We start from the raw sequence: 21,744 nt of genomic DNA, 5'->3' as shown, positions 1-21,744 counted from the left end.
CCGCCGCGAACGGGGCGATCTTCGCCTCCGCCAGCGAACGCACCGACTCCCGGAGCATCACGTGCTCCTCACCCAGCCGGTAGAGGTCGAAGTCCGCCCCGGAGTTGTCCGCCATGTCGCCCGCCTCGTGTTAATGACCGTTAAGTAGTGGTCATCCTAGGCGCGGGGCCGGGCGGGCGGCAGGTGACCGGAGCAACACCGGGACGGCGCGCGGGTCAGCGGACGTCCTGGCCGAGGGTGTCGGTGCTGGTGCGGTGCTGGGCGAGGTACTCGTCCATCCGGTCGGTGCGCATCGCGTTCCACAGCACGCCCGCGGCGCCGTCGTCCATCAGGACCACCGCCTGGCCGTCGATGGTGTCGAAGCCGCCGAACGGGGCGTTCATGAAGTGCACGCCGTCGGGGCGGACGTCGCGCAGGCTCCAGGCGAGGTCGTACAGGTCGGAGTTGCTGAGGCGGTCGTCGACGCTGGCGACGTCGCCGATGGTGCCGAGCAGGCCGGTGAGCCGGGACGGGCTGGAGAGGGTGCCGGACCCCATCGTCTGGATCATCAGCGCGCGCAGGAAGTTCTGCTGCCGCTTGGTGCGGTCGAGGTCGCCGTTGGGCAGGCCGTGCCGCTCGCGGACGTAGAGCAGCGCCTCGGCGCCGTCCATGTGGTGGGTGCCGGCCAGCCACTCGCGGGCGTCGCCCTTGGCCTCGATGGTGCGCGGGATGGTGATGTCGACGCCGCCGACCGCGTCGGTGAGGGCGCGGAAGCCGTTCCAGTCGATCACCGCGACGTGGTCGACCTTGATCCTGGTGAGGTCCTGGACGGTCTGGACCATCAGCGCCGGACCGCCCCAGGAGTAGGCGGCGTTGATCTTCGCCTTGCCGTGGCCGGGGACCGGCACCCAGGTGTCGCGCGGGATGGAGACCAGCGAGACCGACTTCCGGTCCGCGGAGATGTGCATCAGCATCATCGTGTCGCTGCGCTGGGCGCCCGCCCGCCAGGCCGGGGCCCCGGCGCCCCTGCCGGTGGTCGGCTGGTCGGAGCGCGCGTCCAGGCCGACCAGCAGGAAGGTCTGGCCGGTGTGCGGGACGGCCGGGGGCTGCTCGGACGCGGGCACGGTCGGGAAGGCGTTCGGGATCCGCTCCACCGAGGACGCGTAGTGGTCGGCGACCCACAGCACCGCGCCGAACGCGCCGCCGCCGAGCAGCAGCAGCACCGCCAGCGTCCAGAGCAGCAGCCGCCGGGCCCGCCGCCGCCGGCGCGGGGGCTCCGGCCCGTCCGGGCCCGGCCCGCCGCCCTCGTGGTCGTCGGGGTCGCCGCCGGGGTCGCGGTCGAAGATGCTCAGCGGACCGGGGTCCTCCTCCGGCGCGCCGCCCCGTCCCTTGGAAGTCATGCGCGCATTGTGAACCTTCCGTACAGGCCTTCGAGCGGAAACCGTGAAATCGGCGCATCCCCGGCGCGACGGCAGGCGGCTACCATCGGTGGCTGCGGCCGTCGCTCCCTCCTGGTACGGCCCGGATCGAAGGGAACGCGAGTGGCTCCCCGCATCACGGTGATCGGCACTGGCTACCTGGGCGCGACGCATGCCGCGTGCATGGCGGAGCTCGGGTTCGAGGTGCTCGGCCTCGACGTCGACCGGGACAAGCTGGCCGCGCTGGCCGCCGGCCGGGTGCCGATGTACGAGCCGGGCCTGTCGGAGCTGCTGCTCAAGCACGTGGCGGGCCACCAGGGGTCGACCGGGCGGCTGCGCTTCACCGACTCCTGGGAGGAGGTCGCGGCCTTCGGCGACGTGCACTTCATCTGCGTGAACACCCCGCAGCGCAAGGGCGAGTTCGCGGCCGACATGAGCTACGTGGACTCCGCGCTGGGATCGCTGGCCCCGCTGCTGGAGCGCCCCGCCCTGGTGGTCGGCAAGTCGACGGTGCCGGTCGGCTCGGCGAACCGGCTGGCCGAGCGGCTGGCCGAGCTGGCCCCGGTCGGCGAGCGGGCCGAGCTGGCCTGGAACCCGGAGTTCCTGCGCGAGGGCTTCGCGGTCGGCGACACCCTGCACCCGGACCGGCTGGTGGTCGGCGTCCGCAGCGAGAACGCCGAGCGGCTGCTGCGCGAGGTGTACGCGACCCTGATCGAGGACGGCGTGCCGTTCGTGGTGACCGACTTCCCGACCGCCGAGCTGGTGAAGGCCGCCGCGAACTCCTTCCTCGCCACCAAGATCTCCTTCATCAACGCGATGGCCGAGGTCTGCGAGAGCGCCGGCGCCGACGTGGTGCAGCTCTCCAAGGCGCTGTCGTACGACGAGCGGATCGGCCGGAAGTTCCTGAACGCCGGCCTGGGCTTCGGCGGCGGCTGCCTGCCCAAGGACATCCGGGCGTTCATGGCCCGGGCCGGGGAGCTGGGCGCCGACCAGGCGCTGACCTTCCTGCGCGAGGTCGACTCGATCAACATGCGGCGCCGCTCCCGGATGGTGGAGCTGGCCCGCGAGCAGTGCGGCGGCGGCTTCCTGGGCCGCCGGGTCGCGGTGCTGGGCGCGGCCTTCAAGCCGAACTCGGACGACATCCGGGACTCCCCCGCGCTGAACGTCGCCGGGCAGATCCAGCTGCAGGGCGCCCAGGTCACGGTCTACGACCCGAAGGCGATGGACAACGCCCGCAAGATGTTCCCCAGCCTCTCCTACGCGGCCTCCCCGCTGGAGGCCGCCGAGGGCGCGCACGTGGTGCTGCACCTCACCGAGTGGCAGGAGTTCCGCGAGCTGGACCCGGCCGAGGTCGGCGCGGTGGTCGCCGAGCGGCGCCTGGTGGACGGCCGCAACGTGCTCGACGGGGAGGCCTGGCGCGCCGCGGGCTGGACCTACCGGGCGATGGGCCGGCCGTCCGCGGAGTGAGCGGAATGAGCGGTGCGGCGGCGTCGTTGCCCCTGGCATGAGCTACGGAGACGACGCCACCGTCCGCAAGGTCCTCACCGAATCCGGCGACACCTGGGCCGTGGTCGGCCTGTCGAACAACACCGCGCGGGCCGCGTACGGCGTGGCCCGGGTGCTGCAGCGGGCGGGCAAGCGGATCGTGCCGGTGCACCCGAAGGCCGAGGCGGTGCTCGGCGAGCCGGGCTACGCCTCGCTCGCCGAGATCCCCTTCCCGGTCGACGTGGTGGACGTGTTCGTCAACTCCGCGCTGGCCGGCCCGGTCGCCGACCAGGCGGTGGCGAAGGGCGCGAAGGCCGTCTGGTTCCAGCTCGGGGTCGTCGACGAGGCGGCGGCCGACCGCGTCCGGGCGGCCGGCCTCGACATGGTGATGGACCGCTGCCCGGCGATCGAGCTGCCGAGGCTGTGAGCCCTCAGCCGCCGGCCGGTGCGCCGATCGGGAAGGCGATGTCGCAGACCGGGTCGGCCGGGTCGGCGCCCGCCCAGTCGGCGAAGTACACCTCCCGGCCGGGCCCGGTGCGCGGCGTGCCGGCCCGCTCCATCCAGGCGCAGACCGCGTCGTAGGCGCTCAGGATCTGCGGGTACTCCACCTGCGCCTTGGTGATCGTGGTGTACGCCTCCCGGTGCGCGGGCTCGGTGCGGTGCGCGGCGGTCAGCCCCCCGGCCCGGGCCGGGTCGACCGGGACGCAGACCTCCACCGGGCCGTCGTTGTCCTCGTCGACCTGGCCGTGGTAGACGACGAACGGCGCGGCGGCGACACCGCCGTGCGCCTCGGCGACCGCGACCAGGCGGTCGGTCGCCTCCGGGATGAAGCGGTCCAGTTCGTCCGGCCTGGCGCGGCGCAGCTCGGTGAGCACCAACTGCTCGGGCACGTCGCGCTGTTCGATCCGGTACATCTCGTCGATCCCTTCGAGTCCGCTGAGTTGGACGCGGAGGTGGTCGGCCAGCGTCCGCTGCGAGGCGGTCCGCCGTTCGACGGCGGCCCAGTACGCGGCGATCCGCTCGGCCGCCGCGGGGCCCGGCAGGGCGAGCACCTCGGCGACCGTGGCCAGCGGCATGTCCAGGCCGCGCAGCCGGACGATCAGCCGCGCGGTGGCCAGCCGCTCCGGCCGGTAGTACCGGTAGCCGCTGTCCGGGTCGACCCGGTCCGGCGGCAGCAGTCCCTGCCGGTCGTACAGCCGCAGCGCCTTCGGCGACAGCAGGCCCCGACGGGCGAACTCACCGGTGGTGAGCAGCCGTTCCCCCTCCGCACCGGCCACGTTGCGGCCTGCCCCAGGGGCAGGGTCAAGACCGTGCCTCACGCGCCGTCCAGCTGCTGGCGGGTGGCGATCGAGGGGCGGCGCTCGGCCCGCAGCCGGCGGGCGACCGTCTCGGCCCCGCGCAGCACCCGGACGGCGTTGTGCCAGGTCAGCTTGGACAGGTCGGCCTCGGACCAGCCCCGGCGCAGCAGTTCGGCGACCAGCACCGGGTAGCCGGAGACGTCCTCCAGGCCGGCCGGGGTGAACGCGGTGCCGTCGTAGTCGCCGCCGATGCCGACGTGGTCGATGCCGGCGACCTCCCGCATGTGGTCGAGGTGGTCGGCGACGGTGGCGGCGGTGGCGACCGGGCGGGGGTGCTCGGCCTCGTGGGCGCGCTGCACGGCCATCGCCTCGGGCGTCGTCTCCAGCGGGTGCAGGCCCTTGGCGCGCATGTTGGCGTCGGCGGCGAGCGTCCACTCGATGGCGGCGGGCAGCACGAACTTGGGCACGAAGGTGGCCATCGCGACGCCGCCGTTGGCCGCCAGCGCGGCCAGCACGTCGTCCGGGACGTTGCGCGGGTGGTCGCAGACGGCGCGGGCGGAGGAGTGCGAGAAGACCACCGGCGCCTCGGAGACCCGCAGCGCGTCGCGCATGGTGTCGGCGGAGACGTGCGAGAGGTCGACCAGCATGCCGAGCCGGTTCATCTCCCGGACCACCTCCGCGCCGAACGCGGTCAGCCCGCCGTGGACGGGCTCGTCGGTGGCGGAGTCGGCCCACGGCACGTTGGAGTTGTGGGTGAGCGTCAGGTAGCGCACGCCCAGTTCGTACAGCGCGCGCAGGGTGGCCAGCGAGGAGTTGATGGAGTGGCCGCCCTCGGCGCCCATCAGCGAGGCGATCCGGCCCTCGGCGCGGGCCGCCTCCAGGTCGTCGGCGGTCAGCGCGAGCCGCAGCCGCCCGGGGTACCGGGCGGTCATCTCCCGGACGAAGTCGACCTGTTCGAGGGTGGCGCTGACCGCGTCGTCGCCCGCCAGCTCGGCCGGCACGTACACCGACCAGAACTGCGCACCGACCCCGCCCGCCCGCAGGCGGTCGAAGTCGGTGTGCAGCCGGTGGCTCTGGTCCGCCGTCAGGTCCACGGCGTCGAGGTCGTACCCGGCCTGGGCGCGCATCGCCCAGGGCAGGTCGTTGTGGCCGTCCACCACCGGGGTGGCGCGCAGGACGGCCCGGGCGCGGTCGAGCAGTTCGGGGGTCATCCCCCCGTTCTACTACTTGCCGAACCCGAAGGACTCGTTCCCGGCCACCTTGGTGCGCAGCTTGCGCCCCTTGTCGGTGGCCTGGTTGTTCAGCTCGGCCTGGAACTCGACCATCCGCTCGGCGAGTTCGGCGTCGAACGCGGCCAGCATCCGGACCGCGAGCAGTCCGGCGTTGCGCGCCCCGGCGATCGACACCGTGGCCACCGGCACCCCGGCGGGCATCTGGACGATCGACATCAGGCTGTCCATCCCGTCCAGGTAGCGCAGCGGCACCGGCACCCCGATCACCGGCAGCGGCGTCACCGACGCCAGCATCCCCGGCAGGTGGGCCGCCCCGCCGGCCCCGGCGATGACCGCCTTCAGCCCGCGCCCGTGCGCCTGCTCGCCGTACGCCACCATCTCGCGCGGCATCCGGTGCGCGGAGACCACATCGACCTCGTACGGGATCTCGAACTCGTCGAGCGCCTGCGCGGCGGCCTCCATCACGGGCCAGTCGGAGTCGGAGCCCATCACGATGCCGACAAGGGGGGACTGGGGGGACCGGGTCATGGGGGAGTCCTCTCATAGGTACCCCGGGGCTTGGACCGGGGGGGTGGGCCGGACCGTCATCGGACGATCCGCCGTCACAGTGGGTGACCACTCGACGTACTGTCAGTGACGGGTTCTAGCGTGTGCGTCGTGGCGACCACTCACGTGAAGCGGGCGTTCAAGTACCGCTGCTACCCGACGGACGTGCAGGCGGCCGAACTGTCGCGCACGTTCGGGTGCGTGCGGCTGGTCTACAACCTGGCGCTGGCCGCTCGCGCGGAGGCGTGGACGGAGCGTGGGGAGCGGATCGGGTACGGGGCGTCGTCGGCGATGCTGACGGAGTGGAAGCGGACGGCGGAGCTGGCGTTCCTGTCCGAGGTGTCGTGCGTGCCGCTGCAGCAGGCGTTGCGGCACCTGCAGACGGCGTTCACCGGCTTCTTCGCCGGACGGTCGGGGCATCCCCGGTTCAAGTCGAAGAAGCGCTCGCGGGCCGCTGCCGAGTACACGCGATCGGCGTTCCGCTACCGGGACGGACAGTTGACGCTGGCGAAGACGGCCGAGCCGCTGGACATCCGCTGGTCGCGGCCGCTGCCCGCGGGCGCGGTCCCGTCCACGGTGACCGTCAGCCGCGATTCGGCGGGGCGCTGGTTCGTGTCGCTGCTGTGCGAGGACCCGGCCGTCCGCCCCTTGCCCGCGCTGGAGGCCGCCGTGGGCGTCGACCTGGGCCTCACCGATCTGGCGGTGCTCTCCACCGGCGAGAAGGTCCCCAACCCCCGGCACGAGCGCCGCGACCGCGAGCGCCTGGCCCGGGCGCAGCGCGAACTGGCCCGCAAGGCTCCGGGCGGCAACAACCGGGAGAAGGCCCGTCGCAAGGTGGCCCGCGTCCACGCCCGGATCGCCGACCGGCGCCGGGACTTCCTGCACAAGCTGAGCACCCGACTCGTCCGCGAGAACCAAGCGGTCGTGATCGAGGACCTGCCGGTGGGCGGCGTGCTCAGGAACCGGAGGCTGTCCCGGGCGGTGGCGGACGCGGGCTGGGCCGAACTGCGGGCCATGCTGGCGTACAAGTGCGCCTGGTACGGGCGCGAGCTGGTCGTCGTCGGCCGGTGGTTCCCCAGCTCCAGACTGTGCGGCGCCTGCGGAACCGTCCGCGCCGCCCTGCCGCTGGACGTCCGCGGATGGGAGTGCGCCTGCGGCGCCGTCCACGACCGGGACGTCAACGCGGCGCGCAACATCCTGGCCGCCGGGCTGGCGGTCACGGCCTGTGGAGACGGCGTAGGACCTCAACGGAGCACTCCGGGCGGGCAGTCGTCGGTGAAGCAGGAAGACGTCCCGGCCGCCGCGCTCGCGCGCGGCGGCCCGGCCTCCGGGCCGAGGGACTTCCAGGTCAATCGGTGATCGTTCCTCGCAGGTAGGCGGCCGCGTGGCGGGCGCGCTCGCGGACGTCTTCGAGGTCGTCCCCGAAGACGTTGACGTGGCCGACCTTGCGGCCGGGCTTCACGTCCTTTCCGTACATGTGGATCTTGAGGCCGGGGTCGCGGGCCATGCAGTGCAGGAAGGCGCGGTACATGTCGGGGTAGTCGCCGCCGAGGACGTTGACCATGACGGTCCACTTGGCGCGCGGGCGGGGGTCGCCGAGCGGGAGGTCGAGGACGGCGCGCAGGTGGTTCTCGAACTGGGAGGTGACGGCGCCGTCCTGGGACCAGTGGCCGGAGTTGTGCGGGCGCATGGCGAGCTCGTTGACCAGGATGCGGCCGTCGCGGGTCTGGAAGAGCTCGACGGCGAGATGGCCGGTGATGTCGAGTTCGCCGGCGATGCGCAGGGCGAGCTGCTGGGCCTCGTCGGAGAGGGCGGGGTCGAGGTCGGGCGCGGGGGCGGTGACCTCGGCGCAGACGCCGTTCTCCTGGACGGACTCGACGACCGGGTAGGCCACGGCCTGGCCGCTGGGCGAGCGGACCACGTTGGCGGCCAGCTCGCGCAGGAAGTCGACCTTCTCCTCGGCGAGGACGGGGACGCCCGCGAGGAAGGGGGCGGCGGCCTCGGACTCGTCCTTCACGACCCAGACGCCCTTGCCGTCGTAGCCGCCGCGGACGGTCTTCAGGACGACGGGGTAGCCCTCGCCCTCGGCGGCGAAGGCGGTGACGTCGGCCGGGTCGGCGACCAGGCGGTGCCGGGGGCAGGGGACGCCGATGGAGTCGAGCCTGGCCCGCATGACGCCCTTGTCCTGGGCGTTGACCAGCGCGTCCGGTCCGGGGCGGACGGCGACGCCCTCGGCCTGCAGGGTGCGCAGGTGCTCGGTGGGGACGTGCTCGTGGTCGAAGGTGATCACGTCGCAGTCGGCGGCGAAGGCCCGCAGCGTGTCGAGGTCGCGGTAGTCGCCGAGCACGGTGGTGCCGACCACCTGCGCGGCCGACTCCTGGGGGGTGTCGGCGAGGAGTTTGAAGCGGATGCCCAGCGGGATGCCCGCCTGGTGCATCATGCGGGCGAGCTGCCCGCCGCCGACGACTCCGACCACTGGAAAGTTGGCATTGCCCGCTACAGTCACGCGCTCCAGGATATCCGGGCCGGTCAGGTGCCATTGCACCGGCGTGCGCGGCGGTCGCGCGCTCCGGAGCGGGGTGGAGCACTTGTGCGGGGCGGGTAGCCTGGTGGGCCGGATCGCACGACACCCACTTGTCCGACCATGTGATGTAAGACGCAGACGGAGACAGCCCGGATGACGAGCACCATCGAGACGCGCCCCTCCCTGGTCCAGCGGATCCGCGGCCTGCGCATGGAGGCCTTCGGCTTCGCCCTGATCGGCGCCTCCGGCGTGGTGGTCAACTTCGGGCTGTTCTGGATCCTGAACAACGGCTTCGGCCTGGCCTCGCTGCGCTCCAACATCGCGGCGACCGCGGTGGCGATCACCACCAACTACCTCGGTTACCGCTACTGGCTCTACCGGGACCGCGACGCCGCCTCGCGCAGGCGGGAGATCACGCTGTTCCTGGTGTTCAGCGGCATCGGCATGGCGATCGAGACCGGCACCCTGGGCTTCACCCAGTACGTGCTGGGCCTGGACAGCTCCTTCGAGCGCCTGGGCGGCAAGTTCCTCGGCCTGGTGATCGCCACCGTGTTCCGGTTCGTCTCGTACCGCACCTGGGTGTTCAAGGCGATGCCGGAGCTGGAGGACCCCGGGACGGCGCAGCGGGCCGAACTGGCGCAGGAGGCCGAGGCGGTGCGGCAGGCCGAGGTGGTGCAGCAGGCCGAGCTGCTGCTGGCCGCCGAGCCGAGCCCCACCCTGGCGAACTGAACCCCGGGCCCCGGGGCCCCGGAGGGTTCAGTCCTCCCGGTCGCCCGCGCGGGCGAGGAACAGCGCGAACACCGGCGGCCGCAGCGACAGCAGTTCGAGGCGGCCGCCGTCGGCTTCGGCGAGGTCGCGGGCGACCGCCAGTCCGATGCCGGTGGAGTTGCGGCCGCTGACGGCCCGTTCGAAGACCCGGTTGCCGAGTTCCCGCGGGACGCCCGGGCCCTCGTCCTGGACCTCGGCGACCACCGAGCTGCCGGAGCGGCGCACCCGCAGGGTGATGGTGCCGGCGCCGTGCATCAGCGAGTTCTCGATCAGCGTGGCGAGCACCTGGGAGACCGTGCCCGGGGTGCCGACCACCCGGGCGCCGCGCAGGCCCTCGACCAGCAGTCGCCGTCCGCCGTCGCGCAGGGTGGGGCCCCACTCCTCCAGTTGCTGCTTGACCACCTCGTCGAGCCCGAAGGCGACCGCGGTGGGGCTGCTCGGGTCGCGCTGGTTGGTGAGCAGCCGCTGCACCACGTCGGTGAGCCGTTCGACCTGCTGGAGGCCGATGGTGGCCTCCTCGCGGACGGTGCGGGGGTCCTCGGCGAGCGCGGTGATCTCCTCCAGTCGCATGGAGAGCGCGGTGAGCGGGGTGCGCAGCTGGTGCGAGGCGTCGGCGGCGAGCCGGCGCTCGGCGGTGAGCATCCGGGCGATCCGTTCGGCGCTGGTGTCCAGCACCTCGGCGATCCGGTCGAGTTCGGGCACGCCGTAGCGGCGGCCCTGCGGCCGGGGGTCGCCGGAGCCGAGGCGTTCGGCGGTCTCGGCGAGGTCGGTGAGCGGCCGGGCCAGGCGCTTGGCCTGCCAGACGGCGAGCGCCACGGCGGCCTGGACGGCGAGCAGCGCGACCACGCCGAGCAGCAGCAGCATGTTGCCGATCTCGCGGTCGAGCGCGGCGCGGGACTGCTCGGCGGTGACGGTCTCGCCGCTGGCGCCGGTCTCGGTGGCGCTCAGCGCCTCGCCCTGGACGGGGCGGCCGAGGGCGATCTGCGGCTGGCCGGGGATGTCCACGGTGACGTAGTAGTCGTCGCCGGTGACGACGGCGGCGAACTTCTCGCCGCTGACCGGCTCCCCCGCGGCGAGCCGGCTCTCGACCAGGCCGAGCACCCGGACCGCCACCGCGTCGACCCGGTCGTTGGCCGCGTTGACGATCGACTGCTTCTCGATCAGGGCCAGCGGCACGCAGAACACCGCGACCACCACCAGGACGACGCCCAGCAGTGAGTTGATCATCCTGCGCTTCACGCCGGGCGGTCCTCCGGTTCGGTGCGGTTCGCGAGCGCCGCCGCGGTCAGTTCTTCTCGAAGCGGAAGCCGACGCCGCGCACGGTGGCGATGTAGCGCGGGTTGGCGGCGTCGTCGCCGAGCTTCTTGCGCAGCCAGGAGATGTGCATGTCCAGGGTCTTGGTGGAGGTCCACCAGGTGGTGTCCCAGACCTGGCGCATGATCTCCTCGCGGGTGACGACCCGTCCGGCGTCCCGGACCAGGACCCGCAGCAGCTCGAACTCCTTGGCGGAGAGAGTGAGTTCCTCCTCGCCGAGCCAGGCGCGGTGCGACTCGATGTCGATCTTCACGCCGTGCGCGCCGGTGGTGAGCTGGTCGACGTTGCCGCGCCGGAGCAGGGCCCGGACCCGGGCGAGCAGTTCGGCCAGCCGGAACGGCTTGGTGACGTAGTCGTCGGCGCCGGCGTCCAGGCCGACCACGGTGTCCACCTCGTCGGCGCGGGCGGTGAGCACCAGGACGGGGAAGCTCTTGCCGTCGGCGCGCAGTCGGCGGCAGACCTCCAGGCCGTCCATCTCGGGGAGACCGAGGTCGAGCACGATCAGGTCGACGTCCTCGCTGAGGCCGGCGCCCAGGGCGGCCGGTCCGTCCTCGCGGACGAGCACCTCGTAGCCTTCGCGGCGCAGGGCGCGGGCCAGCGGTTCGGAGATTGCCGGGTCGTCCTCGGCCAGCAGCACACAGGTCATAGGGGCGATGGTAGACCGCGCGCGGGCCGCCGATCAGGGGGTCCCGGGCAGTCTCCGGACGGCCGGGCGGGCCGGTGTGAACACTGTCACAGCCCGTGATCATCAGCGGTTCCGGGCCCCCTGCGGAAACAACTGCGCTTTCACGGACATTCTACGCACTACCCTTCTCTTCACAGGCAATCTTTCCGATCTGCCATCGAAGTGCATAGTGCACAGCGCACATGCTTTACCTTCCGCATACCATTCACTCTCCGCAGTCGACCGAACTCGCGACTTAGGGTGGTGGGGAACCCGAGAAGACAGGCAAGGAATCAGCATGGCTTCGACCCACTTGGAGTCCGGGGTCCGGCCCTCCCCCACCCCGGAGCGGACCTTCCTCGGCCACCCCCGCGGCCTGGCCACCCTCTTCATGACCGAGACCTGGGAGCGCTTCAGCTTCTACGGCATGCGCGCGCTGCTGGTGGTCTACATGTCCGCCAAGGCGGCCGAGGGCGGCCTCGGCATGCAGGTGGCCACCGCCACCGCCGTGTACTCCGTCTACAACGCGATGGTCTACCTGCTCGCGCTGCCCGGCGGCTGGATCGCCGACCGGGTGCTGGGCGCCCGGCGCACCGTCGCCCTCGGCGGCCTGGTCGTGATGGTCGGCCACTTCCTGCTGGCGGTGCCCGCCGCCGCGTCCTTCTTCGTCGGCCTGGCGTTCATCGCGGTCGGCTCGGGCCTGCTCAAGGCCAACATCTCCACCATGGTCGGCCACCTCTACGACGGGCCCGACGACCCGCGCCGGGACGGCGGCTTCACCGTCTTCTACATGGGCATCAACCTCGGCGCCTTCCTCGCGCCGCTGGTGATCGGCACCGTCGGCCAGCAGGTGAACTGGCACCTGGGCTTCGCGCTGGCCGGCATCGGCATGGCGCTGGGCCTGGTCCAGTACCTGCTGGGCTCCCGCCACCTCAGCGCCCGCTCGGACCTGGTCTCCGCGCCGCTCGGCCGGGACGAGCGCCGGACGGTGCTGCGCAAGGCCGGGCTCTGGCTGGCCGCGGCGGCGGTGTTCTACGGCGCGGTCGCCGGGACGGGGCACTTCACCGTCTCCTGGGCGATCTGGCCGCTGTCGCTGGCCGGCCTCGCGGTGCCCGCGCTGGTCTTCGCCCGGATCCGCCGCGACCGCGACCTGACCGGCGAGGAGCGCTCCCGGATGGGCGGCTACCTGTGGTTCTTCGCGGCCGCCGCGGTGTTCTGGATGATCTACGACCAGTCCGGTTCCACCCTGAGCGTGTTCGCCGAGCGGAACACCGCCGGGAGCCTGTTCGGCTTCTCCTTCCCGTCCAGCTGGTTCCAGTCGCTCAACCCGCTCTACATCATGGCGCTGGCCCCGGTCTTCGCCTGGCTGTGGAACGCGGCCGCCCGGCGCGGCCGCAACCCCTCCACCACCGCGAAGTTCGCCTTCGGCCTGCTGATGATCGGCGCGTCCTTCCTGGTGATGATGCTGGCCATGGCCGCCGCCTCCGGCGGGGTCCGGGTCACCCCGCTCTGGCTGGCGGTGGTCTACCTGATCCAGACCACCGGCGAACTGGCCCTCTCCCCCGTCGGCCTGTCCGTCACCACCAAGCTGGCGCCCGCCAAGTACGCCAGCCAGATGATGGGCGTCTGGTTCCTCGCCGTCACGGCGGGCGACTGCGTGGCCGCGCTGGCCCAGCTGCTGCTGGGCGACGGCGTGGTCGGCTCGACCTGGTACTTCGCCGTCCAGGGCCTGCTGGCGGTCGCGGCCGGCGCCGGGCTGTTCGCCGCCCGCGGCCGGATCGGGGCGCTGATGGGCGACGTCCGCTAGACCTTCCGCAGGCCCCCCTGCCAGACGGCGGCGGTCAGCGGGACGCCCGGGCGGTACGCCAGGTGGACGTGCGAGGGCGCGTCCAGCAGCTGGAGGTCCGCCCGGGCGCCGGGGGCGATCCGGCCGACGTCGGTGCGGCGCAGCGCGAGCGCGCCGCCCGCGGTGGCGGCGTGCACCGCCTCGTCCGGGGTCATGCCCATCTCGCGGACGGCGACGGCCAGGCAGAACGGCATCGAGCTGGTGAAGCTGGAGCCCGGGTTGCAGTCGGTGGAGAGCGCGACCCGCGCGCCCGCGTCGAGCAGTCGGCGGGCGTCCGGGTAGGGCGCCCGGGTGGAGAACTCGGCGCCCGGGAGCAGCGTGGCGACGGTGTCGCTCCCGGCCAGGGCGGCGACGTCGGCGTCGGTCAGGTGGGTGCAGTGGTCGGCGGAGGCGGCGCCCAGCTCCACGGCGAGCCGCACGCCCGGGCCGTGGCCGAGCTGGTTGGCGTGCACCCGGGGCAGCAGGCCGCGCGCGGCGCCGGCGGTGAGCACCGCCCGGGCCTGGTCGCCGTCGAACGCGCCGCGCTCGCAGAACACGTCGACCCAGCGGGCGTACGGGGCGCAGGCCGCCAGCATCTCGCCGGTGACCAGGTCGACGTACCCGGCCGGGTCGTCGGCGTACTCGGGGGCGACCACGTGCGCGCCCAGGTAGGTGGTCTCCTCGGTGTGGCCGGCCGCGATCCGCAGCGAGCGGGCCTCGTCCTCGGTGCTCAGCCCGTAGCCGGACTTCACCTCGACGGTGGTGGTGCCCTGGCGCAGCATCTCCGCCAGGTAGCGGGTCAGGTTGGCGTTGAGCTCGGCGTCGGAGGCGGCCCGGGTGGCGGCGACGGTGGTGCGGATGCCGCCCGCGCCGTACGCCCGGCCGGACATCCGGGCGTTGAACTCGGCGGTCCGGTCGCCCGCGAACACCAGGTGGGAGTGGCTGTCCACGAACCCGGGCAGCAGGGCCCGCCCGGCCGCGTCCACCGCCTCGTCGGCGGCGGGCGCGGCCGCGGCCGGGCCCACCCAGGCGACGGTGACGCCGTCCACCACCACGGCGGCGTCGGCGAGCAGCCCGAGCGGGCCGGCGCCGAGGGCGGGGTCGTTGGTGACGAGGGAACCGATGTTGCTGATCAGCAGGCTCATGGGGGTCCGTGTCCTTGGCGGGGTCGGTCGGTCTGGCGGGGCGCGGGTCAGCGCAGGGCGCCGATGGCCTCGGCGAGGGCCCGGCCGGGCTCCGGGACGAGCCGGTGCGCGCCGTCCTCGACCACGTGCCGGCCGCCGACCACCAGGTGGCGGACGTCGGCGGCGCCGGCCGCGAAGACCGCGGTCTCCGCGCCGAGGTCGGGGGTGGCCCCGGCGGTGCGGACGGTGTCGAGGGCGAGGACGCAGAAGTCGGCGAGCGCGCCCGGCTCCAGGCGTCCGGCCTCGGGCCAGCCGAGCGAGGCGTGGCCGTCGGCGCCGCCCGCCGTCAGCAGGGCGTTCGCGGTCCAGTGGCCGCGGGTGCGGGTGCGCAGGCGTTCGTCGAGCTCCAGCGCGCGGGCCTCCTCGAACGGGTCGACGACGGCGTGGCTGTCGGAGCCGAGGCTGATCGGGCAGCCCGCGTCGGCGAGCCGCCGGGCCGGGCCGATGCCGTCGGCGAGGTCGCGTTCGGTGGTGGGGCACATGCAGACGGTCGTGCCGGAGCCGCCGAGCAGCCGGACGTCCTCGTCGGTGAGGTGGGTGGCGTGCACGGCGGAGGTGCGCGGGCCGAGCACGCCGTGGTCGGCGAGCAGCCGGGTCGGGGTGACGCCGTGCGCGGCGCGGCAGGCGTCGTTCTCGGCGGTCTGCTCGGAGAGGTGCACGTGCAGCGGGGCGCCGCGGGTCGCGGCCCACTGCGCGACGGTGCCCAACTGGTCGGCGGGGACGGCCCGGACGCTGTGCACGGCGGCGCCGATCCGGGCGTGCCCGGCGGGGGCGAGGGCGGCGGCGCGCTCGGCCCAGGCGTCCGCGTCGCCGTCGGAGAACCGCAGTTGGGTCCCGTCGGGCGCGGCGCCGAAGCCGGACGACAGGTAGCAGGTGTCGAGCAGGGTGATCCGGATGCCGGCCCGGGCGGCGGCCTCGATCAGCGCCGCGCCCATCGCGTTCGGGTCGGCGTAGCGGACGCCGCCGGGCGCGTGGTGCAGGTAGTGGAACTCGCCGACCGCGGTGATCCCGGCCAGCGCCATCTCGGCGTACGCGGCGGTGGCGAGCGCCAGGTAGCGGTCGGGGTCGAGCGCGGCGGCGAACCGGTACATGGTGTCGCGCCAGGTCCAGAACGTGCCGGAGCCGACCTGGACGGTGGCGCGCAGCGCCCGGTGGAAGGCGTGCGAGTGCGCGTTGGCCCGGCCGGGCAGCGCCAGCCCGGCCAGCCGGACGGCTCCCGCCGGGCAGGGCCCGCTGTCGGGCCGCACGCCGGCGATCCGGCCGTCCGGCCCGACCTCGATCAGCACCCCGGGGCGCACGGCGGGGCCGTCCGGTCCGGGCAGCCAGGCGTGTTCGGCCCAGTACGTCACGCGGGCTGGCATGCGAGGTCCTCCAGTACGTCGGCCAGGGCGGTGACGCCGGCGTGGCAGTCGGCGCGTTCGGCGTGTTCGGCCGGGGAGTGCGAGACGCCCGTGGGGTTGCGCACGAACAGCATGGCGGTCGGGACGGCGGCGGCCAGGATCCCGGCGTCGTGTCCGGCGCCGGTGGGCAGCACGGGGGCGTTCAGGCGGTCGGCGAGGCGGTCGCGCAGCGGGCCGTCGAAGTCGACCACGGGGGTGTGGGACTCGCGGGTGAGTTCGACCCGGACGCCGTCGCGTGCGGCGCGTTCGGCGGCGGCCCGCCCGATCGCCTCGACGACCTGCTCCAGGGTCTCCTCGTCGGGGGCGCGGGAGTCCAGCCAGCCGCGGACCAGCGAGGCGATCGCGTTGGTGCCGTTGGGCTCGACGGCGACCTTGCCGAAGGTGGCCAGCGCCCCGGCCAGCCGGGCCTTCTTGCGGGCGGCGAGGACGGTGGTGGCGTAGGTCAGCATCGGGTCGCGGCGGTCGGCCAGCGGGGTGGTGCCGGCGTGGTTGGCCTCGCCGTGGAAGTCGAACCGCCAGCGGCCGTGCGGCCAGATCGCGCTGGCCACCCCGACCGGCTGCCCCTCGGCGAGGGAGCGGCCCTGCTCGACGTGGAGTTCGACGAACGCGCCGATGCGGCCCAGCAGTTCGGGGTCGGCGCCGATCAGCGCCGGGTCGTGCCCGGCCCGCTCCATCGCGTCGGGCAGCCGGACGCCGTCGGCGTCGCGCAGCGCGTACGCGGCCTCCCGGTCGAGCACGCCGGTGGCCAGCCGGCTGCCCACGCAGGCGACGCCGAACCGGGCGCCCTCCTCGTCGCCGAAGTTGACGATCGCCAGCGGCCGGCCGAACTCGGCGCCGCGCGACCGGAGTTCGTCGTACGCGGCGAAGGAGGAGATCACCCCGAGCGGGCCGTCGTAGGCGCCGCCGTCCGGGACGGAGTCCAGGTGCGAGCCGGTGACGACGGCGTTCCCGGCGGCCGGGTCGCCGTGCCAGGCCCACTGGTTGCCGTTGCGGTCGGTCTCGTAGGCCAGGCCGCGGGCCCGGGCCTGCTCGGCGAACCAGGCCCGGCACTCGGCGTCGGCGGAGTTCCAGGCGTGCCGCCGGTAGCCGCCGGTGGCGGCGGAGCGGCCCACCGGGAGCAGCTCCGCCCACATCGCGTCGAAGCTCACAGCTCGGCCATCGGGACGCGCACCCCGCGCTCGTCGGCGACCTCGCCCGCCCGGTCGTAGCCGGCGTCGACGTGCCGGATCACGCCCATGCCGGGGTCGTTGGTGAGGACGCGGCGGATCTTCTCGCCGGCCAGCGGGGTGCCGTCGGCGACGGTGACCTGCCCGGCGTGGATCGAGCGGCCGATGCCGACGCCGCCGCCGTGGTGGATCGACACCCAGGACGCGCCGGAGGCCACGTTGACCATGGCGTTCAGCAGCGGCCAGTCGGCGATCGCGTCGGAGCCGTCCAGCATCGCCTCGGTCTCCCGGTAGGGGGAGGCGACCGAGCCGCAGTCCAGGTGGTCGCGGCCGATCACGATCGGCGCGGAGAGCTCGCCGGAGGCCACCATGTCGTTGAACCGCTCGCCGGCCCTGTCGCGCTCGCCGTAGCCGAGCCAGCAGATCCGCGCGGGCAGGCCCTGGAAGTGCACCTTCTCCTGGGCCATGGTGATCCAGCGGTGCAGCGACTCGTTCTCCGGGAAGAGGTCGAGCACGGCCTTGTCGGTCGCGTGGATGTCCTTCGGGTCGCCGGACAGCGCGGCCCAGCGGAACGGGCCCCTGCCCTCGCAGAACAGCGGCCGGATGTACGCCGGGACGAACCCGGGGAAGGCGAACGCCCGCTCGTACCCGGCGAGTTGCGCCTCGCCGCGGATCGAGTTGCCGTAGTCGAAGACCTCGGCGCCGCGGTCCTGGAAGCCGACCATCGCCTCCACGTGCCGGGCCATCGACTCGCGGGCCCGCCGGGTGAACTCGGCGGGCTTCTCGGCCGCGTACGCCGCCATGTCGTCGAACGCGACGCCGGTCGGCAGGTAGGCGAGCGGGTCGTGGGCGCTGGTCTGGTCGGTGACGACGTCGATCGGGGCGTCCATCGCGAGCAGCTGCGGCAGCAGGTCGGCGGCGTTGCCGAGCAGGCCGATCGAGAGCGGCCGCCGCTTGTCGCGGGCCTCGACGGCCAGCTGCAGCGCGTGGTCCAGGCCGTTCGCCTCGACGTCCAGGTACCGGTGCTCGATCCGGCGGGCGATCCGGGACGGGTCGCAGTCGATGCAGATCGCCACGCCGCCGTTCATCGTCACCGCCAGCGGCTGGGCGCCGCCCATGCCGCCGAGGCCGGCGGTGAGCGTGATCGTGCCCTCCAGGCTGCCGCCGAACTTCTTGTTCGCCACGGCGGCGAAGGTCTCGTAGGTGCCCTGCAGGATGCCCTGGGTGCCGATGTAGATCCACGAGCCGGCGGTCATCTGGCCGTACATGGTGAGGCCGAGCGACTCCAGCCGGCGGAACTCCTCCCAGTTCGCCCAGTCGCCGACCAGGTTGGAGTTGGCGATCAGCACCCGCGGCGCCCACTCGTGCGTCCGCATCACGCCGACCGGCCGGCCGGACTGCACCAGCATGGTCTCGTCCTGCTTCAGCCCCTCCAGCGTCCGCACCATCGCGTCGAAGGAGCGCCAGTCCCGGGCCGCCTTGCCGGTGCCGCCGTACACCACCAGCTTGGAGGGGTGCTCGGCGACCTCCGGATCCAGGTTGTTCATCAGCATCCGCAGCGCGGCCTCCTGCTGCCAGCCCCGCGTGCTCAGCCCGGTCCCCCGCGCCGCGCGGACCTCGCGCGGGCCGCTCGTCTGCTCTGCCATGGGCCAGCCTCCCTGCCGGATGGAATTCATTCACGATCAACGAGACTGAATATATCCAAACAGTGCCGTGCCGACCAGAGCCCGACAGGGTGGTGACGCGAGGGCGCGGCCGGGAGGCGGCCGGGAGGCGGCCGGGACGCGCGGAACGGCGGCCGGGAACGGCGGAACGCCTTCGCGTCCCGGGTTCCGGCCGCCGTCAGGCCGCCTCGTCGCCGTCCCAGTCGATGCCGATCTCGGCCAGCCAGCGGCGGTCGGCGGCGTCGGGCTCGGGGGTCGGCTGGCCGGGGCGGGCCGGGGGGCGCGGGATGTGCTGGATCGGGCCGACGCCGTAGCGGGCGGCGGCGGCTTCGGCTGCCTCGTCGCCGGGTTCGAGGACGCCGATGTGCACGGCCTCCTCGTCCCCGGGGTCGAGGACGGTCAGTTCGGGGCGCGGCGGGCGGCGCAGCGCGATGCGGCGGCCGCAGAGCGGGCAGGACCATTCGTCGGCCCCGGAACCGAGCCGTCCGGTGAGTCTCATCTGGTGGATCGGCGGTGGCATGGGACTTCCCCCGTCCGAGCTGTCTTTCTCCCTACCCAGAGGGATGCCCGCTCAGCACCCGCCGTCAACCCGGCGAAAAGGTGTCATTCGGCGAACAACAGGTGTCAGTCCAGGAAGAGTTGACGGGCCGTCGCGGACTGCTCGATGGCTTCGAGCCGGGCCTCGGCGCCGGGGATCTCGTCGCACATGGTCTGCAGCAGGACCCGGCCGAGCATCATCGGCGCGCAGGCGGTGTCGAAGACCAGGCCGGTGCCGACGGCGGCGGGCAGCAGGACGTCGGAGAGCTTGGCGACCGGGGCGAACGCCGAGTCGGCGACGGTGAGCACGGTCAGGCCGCACTCGCGGGCCACCGCGAGGGCGTCCATCAGCTCGCGCGGGTAGCGCGGCAGGGCGAAGCAGAGCAGTGCGGTGGCCCCGGCGGCGGCGGCCTGCTCCAGCCGGTCGGCGAGCATCGAGCCGCCCTCGTCGAGCAGCCGGACGTCGGGGTGGACCTTGCCGGCGAAGTACGCGAAGCCGCGGGCCTGCGCGGAGGCGGCCCGCAGGCCGAGCACGGGCAGCGGCCGGGAGGCGGCCAGGATCCGGGCGGCCCGGACGATCGGGGCGGGGTCGGCGAGCAGTTCGGCGAGGTGCCGCAGGTGCTCGATCTCGGCCAGCACGGCCTGCTGGTGCTCGTTGCGCACCACGTCGTGGTGGCTCTCGGGGGCGCCGGGCTCGCCCACGCCGAGTTCGCGCAGCTGCTTGCGCAGCGCCGGGTAGCCGTCGTAGCCGAGCGCGACCGCGAACCTGGTGACCGAGGGCTGGCTGACGCCGGCGAGTTCGGCGACCTCGACGCTGGACAGGAACGGCGCCTCGGCGGCGTGCCGGACCAGCGAGTGGGCGATCCGCCGCTGGGTGGGGGTCAGTCGGTGGCCCTCGAAGAGGTGGAGCAGCCGGGCGGAGGGGCCGGTGCCGGTGCCGGTCTCGTCCAGGGCGGTCATTGCGGTACCTCCACGCTCGGTTGGGCGGTCGCCGGTGGCTTCGACGGTGGGACGACTGTGGCGCAGTCCCGGCAGGTGGGCAATCGCGTTTCGACTGGCGGGACGGGCGGGTCCGGAGGCCGGTGACCCGGCTCCGGCGGGTGCGCCCGCCCGTCCCGCCGGCCGGTCCTCAGGCGAGCGGTCCGGTGACCCGCTCGACGGCGGCCAGCAGCCCGCCGGAGGCGACCAGCGCGGCGGCGGCCTCCAGGTCCGGGGAGAGGAAGCGGTCGCGGCCCGGTCCGCCGACCCCGGCCGCGCGGGCGGCGGCGACGGCGGCGGCGGTGGCCGGGGCGAGCACGCCGGACTGTTCGGCGGCCTGCTCCCGGATCTCCAACGCGCGGGCGGCGGCCACGAGTTCCACCGCCAGCACCCGGCCCAGGTTGGCCACCGCCTGGCGCAGCTTGCGGGCCGCGGACCAGCCCATCGAGACGTGGTCCTCCTGCATCGCGGAGGACGGGATGGAGTCGACCGAGGCGGGCACCGCGAGCCGCTTGTTCTCGCTGACCAGCGCGGCCTGGGTGTACTGGGCGATCATCAGGCCGGAGTCCACGCCCGGGTCGTCGGCGAGGAAGGCGGGCAGGCCGTGCGAGCGGGCCCGGTCGAGCAGCCGGTCGGTGCGGCGCTCGGAGATCGAGGCCAGGTCGGCGGCGGCGATCGCCAGGAAGTCCAGCACGTAGCCGACCGGAGCGCCGTGGAAGTTGCCGTTCGACTCGACCCGGCCGTCGGGCAGGACCACCGGGTTGTCGACCGAGGCGGCCAGCTCGCGCTCGGCGACCAGCGCGGCGTGCGCCAGGGTGTCCCGGCCCGCGCCGGCCACCTGCGGGGCGCAGCGGATCGAGTACGCGTCCTGGACCCGGGGGGCGTCGTCCTGGTGGTGGCCGGTCAGGGCCGAACCGCGCAGCACCGCGAGCATGTTGGCGGCGGCGGCGGCCTGCCCGGGGTGCGGGCGGACCGGGGCGTGCAGCTCGGGGGCGAGCACCTTGTCGGTGCCGAGCAGCGCCTCCAGGCTCATCGCGGCGGTGACGTCGGCGGTGGTGTAGAGGCGGCGCAGGTCGGCCAGCGCCATCACCAGCATGCCGAGCATGCCGTCGGTGCCGTTGATGAGGGCCAGGCCCTCCTTCTCCAGCAGTTCGACCGGCGCGATCCCGGCGGCGGCGAGCAGCTCGCCGGCGTCCTTCTCGACGCCGTCCGGGCCGAACGCGGTGCCCTCGCCCATCAGCGCCAGCGCGCAGTGCGAGAGCGGCGCGAGGTCGCCGGAGCAGCCGAGCGAGCCGAACTCCCGGACGGCCGGGGTGATCCGGGCGTTCAGCAGCGCGGCCATCGTCTCGGCGACCAGCGGGCGCACGCCCGTCCGGCCGGAGGCCAGCGTCTTCATCCGCAGGAACATCAGCGCCCGGACCACCTCGGTCTCGACCACCGGGCCCATGCCCGCCGCGTGCGAGCGCACCAGCGAGCGCTGCAGCTGGGCCCGCAGCTCGGGGCTGATGTGCCGCACCGCCAGTGCGCCGAACCCGGTCGACACGCCGTACACCGGACGCGGTTCGGCGGCCAGCGCGTCGATCCGCGCCCGGGAGGCGGCCATCTCGGCGAGCGCGTCCGGCCCGATCTCCACCCGGGCCCCGCCGCGTGCGACGGCGAGGACGTCCTCGGCGCTGACGTCGGCCTTGCCGACCTGGACGACGACACTGTGCATATCCATATGCACAATCTCATCAGGTGAATGGCAATGTGACAAGCAGGG

Annotated in this window: 19 protein-coding genes; 5 read left to right on the top strand and 14 right to left on the bottom strand. The window is 73.8% G+C overall.

Features of this window, described 5'->3' with window-relative positions:
• Positions 1 to 215: 215 nt before the first annotated feature.
• The gene (locus ACZ3J7_RS34030; RefSeq protein WP_465627252.1) at positions 216 to 1,379 is read right to left on the bottom strand and encodes an LCP family protein; all 1,164 of its coding nucleotides are present in this window, start codon (positions 1,377 to 1,379) and stop codon (positions 216 to 218) included.
• A 141-nt stretch (positions 1,380 to 1,520) separates the two neighbouring features.
• On the opposite strand from ACZ3J7_RS34030, the gene ACZ3J7_RS34025 reads away from it, so the two are divergent.
• Both ACZ3J7_RS34025 and ACZ3J7_RS34020 read left to right on the top strand, forming a co-directional pair.
• Positions 1,521 to 2,864, top strand: coding sequence for a UDP-glucose dehydrogenase family protein (locus ACZ3J7_RS34025; protein WP_465627251.1), 1,344 nt, complete (start codon positions 1,521 to 1,523; stop codon positions 2,862 to 2,864).
• Positions 2,865 to 2,901: 37 nt separating this feature from the next.
• Positions 2,902 to 3,309: a CoA-binding protein gene (locus ACZ3J7_RS34020; protein ID WP_465627250.1), complete on the top strand. Its 408-nt coding sequence runs from the start codon at positions 2,902 to 2,904 to the stop codon at positions 3,307 to 3,309.
• A gap of 4 nt (positions 3,310 to 3,313) precedes the next feature.
• Here the strand turns inward: ACZ3J7_RS34020 and ACZ3J7_RS34015 are convergent, their stop codons facing one another.
• From ACZ3J7_RS34015 to purE, 3 genes are read right to left on the bottom strand one after another with little or no spacing between them, the layout of a single operon-like run.
• Complete coding sequence (locus tag ACZ3J7_RS34015; protein ID WP_465627249.1) at positions 3,314 to 4,159, bottom strand: MerR family transcriptional regulator; 846 nt, start codon at positions 4,157 to 4,159, stop codon at positions 3,314 to 3,316.
• A 38-nt stretch (positions 4,160 to 4,197) separates the two neighbouring features.
• Positions 4,198 to 5,391 (bottom strand): dipeptidase, encoded by a 1,194-nt coding sequence (locus ACZ3J7_RS34010; protein ID WP_465627248.1) that lies wholly within the window; start codon positions 5,389 to 5,391, stop codon positions 4,198 to 4,200.
• Positions 5,392 to 5,403: 12 nt separating this feature from the next.
• A complete protein-coding gene (gene purE, locus ACZ3J7_RS34005) occupies positions 5,404 to 5,940 on the bottom strand; it encodes a 5-(carboxyamino)imidazole ribonucleotide mutase (RefSeq protein ID WP_465627247.1) in 537 nt (178 codons plus the stop codon).
• Positions 5,941 to 6,069: 129 nt separating this feature from the next.
• Between purE and ACZ3J7_RS34000 the strand changes: the two genes are divergently transcribed.
• The gene (locus ACZ3J7_RS34000) at positions 6,070 to 7,317 is read left to right on the top strand and encodes an RNA-guided endonuclease InsQ/TnpB family protein (protein ID WP_465627246.1); all 1,248 of its coding nucleotides are present in this window, start codon (positions 6,070 to 6,072) and stop codon (positions 7,315 to 7,317) included.
• Here ACZ3J7_RS34000 and ACZ3J7_RS33995 read toward each other — a convergent pair.
• The gene (locus ACZ3J7_RS33995; RefSeq protein ID WP_465627245.1) at positions 7,307 to 8,464 is read right to left on the bottom strand and encodes a 5-(carboxyamino)imidazole ribonucleotide synthase; all 1,158 of its coding nucleotides are present in this window, start codon (positions 8,462 to 8,464) and stop codon (positions 7,307 to 7,309) included. The genes ACZ3J7_RS34000 and ACZ3J7_RS33995 overlap by 11 nt on opposite strands.
• 171 nt (positions 8,465 to 8,635) lie before the next feature.
• Between ACZ3J7_RS33995 and ACZ3J7_RS33990 the strand changes: the two genes are divergently transcribed.
• Positions 8,636 to 9,211, top strand: a complete 576-nt coding sequence (locus ACZ3J7_RS33990; protein ID WP_465627244.1) for a GtrA family protein — start codon at positions 8,636 to 8,638, stop codon at positions 9,209 to 9,211.
• A gap of 27 nt (positions 9,212 to 9,238) precedes the next feature.
• On the opposite strand, the gene ACZ3J7_RS33985 is transcribed toward ACZ3J7_RS33990, so the two are convergent.
• Together ACZ3J7_RS33985 and ACZ3J7_RS33980 are read right to left on the bottom strand one after the other, a co-directional pair.
• On the bottom strand, positions 9,239 to 10,489 hold the full coding sequence (locus tag ACZ3J7_RS33985) for an ATP-binding protein (RefSeq protein ID WP_465627243.1): 1,251 nt from the start codon (positions 10,487 to 10,489) through the stop codon (positions 9,239 to 9,241).
• A 46-nt stretch (positions 10,490 to 10,535) separates the two neighbouring features.
• The gene (locus ACZ3J7_RS33980) at positions 10,536 to 11,210 is read right to left on the bottom strand and encodes a response regulator transcription factor (RefSeq protein WP_014136090.1); all 675 of its coding nucleotides are present in this window, start codon (positions 11,208 to 11,210) and stop codon (positions 10,536 to 10,538) included.
• A gap of 316 nt (positions 11,211 to 11,526) precedes the next feature.
• Between ACZ3J7_RS33980 and ACZ3J7_RS33975 the strand changes: the two genes are divergently transcribed.
• Positions 11,527 to 13,035: a peptide MFS transporter gene (locus ACZ3J7_RS33975; RefSeq protein ID WP_465627242.1), complete on the top strand. Its 1,509-nt coding sequence runs from the start codon at positions 11,527 to 11,529 to the stop codon at positions 13,033 to 13,035.
• Here ACZ3J7_RS33975 and hutI read toward each other — a convergent pair.
• The 7 genes from hutI to hutH all read right to left on the bottom strand — a co-directional run bounded on the left by hutI (position 13,032) and on the right by hutH (position 21,696).
• Positions 13,032 to 14,198: an imidazolonepropionase gene (gene hutI, locus ACZ3J7_RS33970; protein ID WP_465627241.1), complete on the bottom strand. Its 1,167-nt coding sequence runs from the start codon at positions 14,196 to 14,198 to the stop codon at positions 13,032 to 13,034. The two genes, ACZ3J7_RS33975 and hutI, sit on opposite strands and share 4 nt — an antisense overlap.
• Positions 14,199 to 14,245: 47 nt before the next feature.
• Positions 14,246 to 15,598 carry a formimidoylglutamate deiminase gene (locus tag ACZ3J7_RS33965; protein WP_465627240.1) on the bottom strand — a complete coding sequence of 451 codons (1,353 nt, stop codon included), beginning with the start codon at positions 15,596 to 15,598 and terminating at the stop codon, positions 14,246 to 14,248.
• On the bottom strand, positions 15,583 to 16,770 hold the full coding sequence (locus tag ACZ3J7_RS33960) for an allantoate amidohydrolase (protein ID WP_465627257.1): 1,188 nt from the start codon (positions 16,768 to 16,770) through the stop codon (positions 15,583 to 15,585). The genes ACZ3J7_RS33965 and ACZ3J7_RS33960 overlap by 16 nt, the downstream gene beginning before the upstream one ends.
• 11 nt (positions 16,771 to 16,781) lie before the next feature.
• Positions 16,782 to 18,449, bottom strand: a complete 1,668-nt coding sequence (hutU, locus tag ACZ3J7_RS33955) for a urocanate hydratase (protein ID WP_465627239.1) — start codon at positions 18,447 to 18,449, stop codon at positions 16,782 to 16,784.
• A 196-nt stretch (positions 18,450 to 18,645) separates the two neighbouring features.
• Complete coding sequence (locus tag ACZ3J7_RS33950) at positions 18,646 to 18,987, bottom strand: hypothetical protein (protein WP_465627238.1); 342 nt, start codon at positions 18,985 to 18,987, stop codon at positions 18,646 to 18,648.
• A 104-nt stretch (positions 18,988 to 19,091) separates the two neighbouring features.
• On the bottom strand, positions 19,092 to 19,964 hold the full coding sequence (locus ACZ3J7_RS33945; protein WP_465627237.1) for a MurR/RpiR family transcriptional regulator: 873 nt from the start codon (positions 19,962 to 19,964) through the stop codon (positions 19,092 to 19,094).
• 169 nt (positions 19,965 to 20,133) lie between these two features.
• Positions 20,134 to 21,696, bottom strand: coding sequence for a histidine ammonia-lyase (gene hutH / locus ACZ3J7_RS33940; RefSeq protein ID WP_465627256.1), 1,563 nt, complete (start codon positions 21,694 to 21,696; stop codon positions 20,134 to 20,136).
• Positions 21,697 to 21,744: the final 48 nt, after the last annotated feature.

It is taken from the genome of Kitasatospora sp. NPDC015121 (assembly GCF_055562955.1).
The sequence above is the reverse complement of the archived record's forward strand: the minus strand, read 5'-3'. Positions and strand labels throughout refer to the sequence as shown.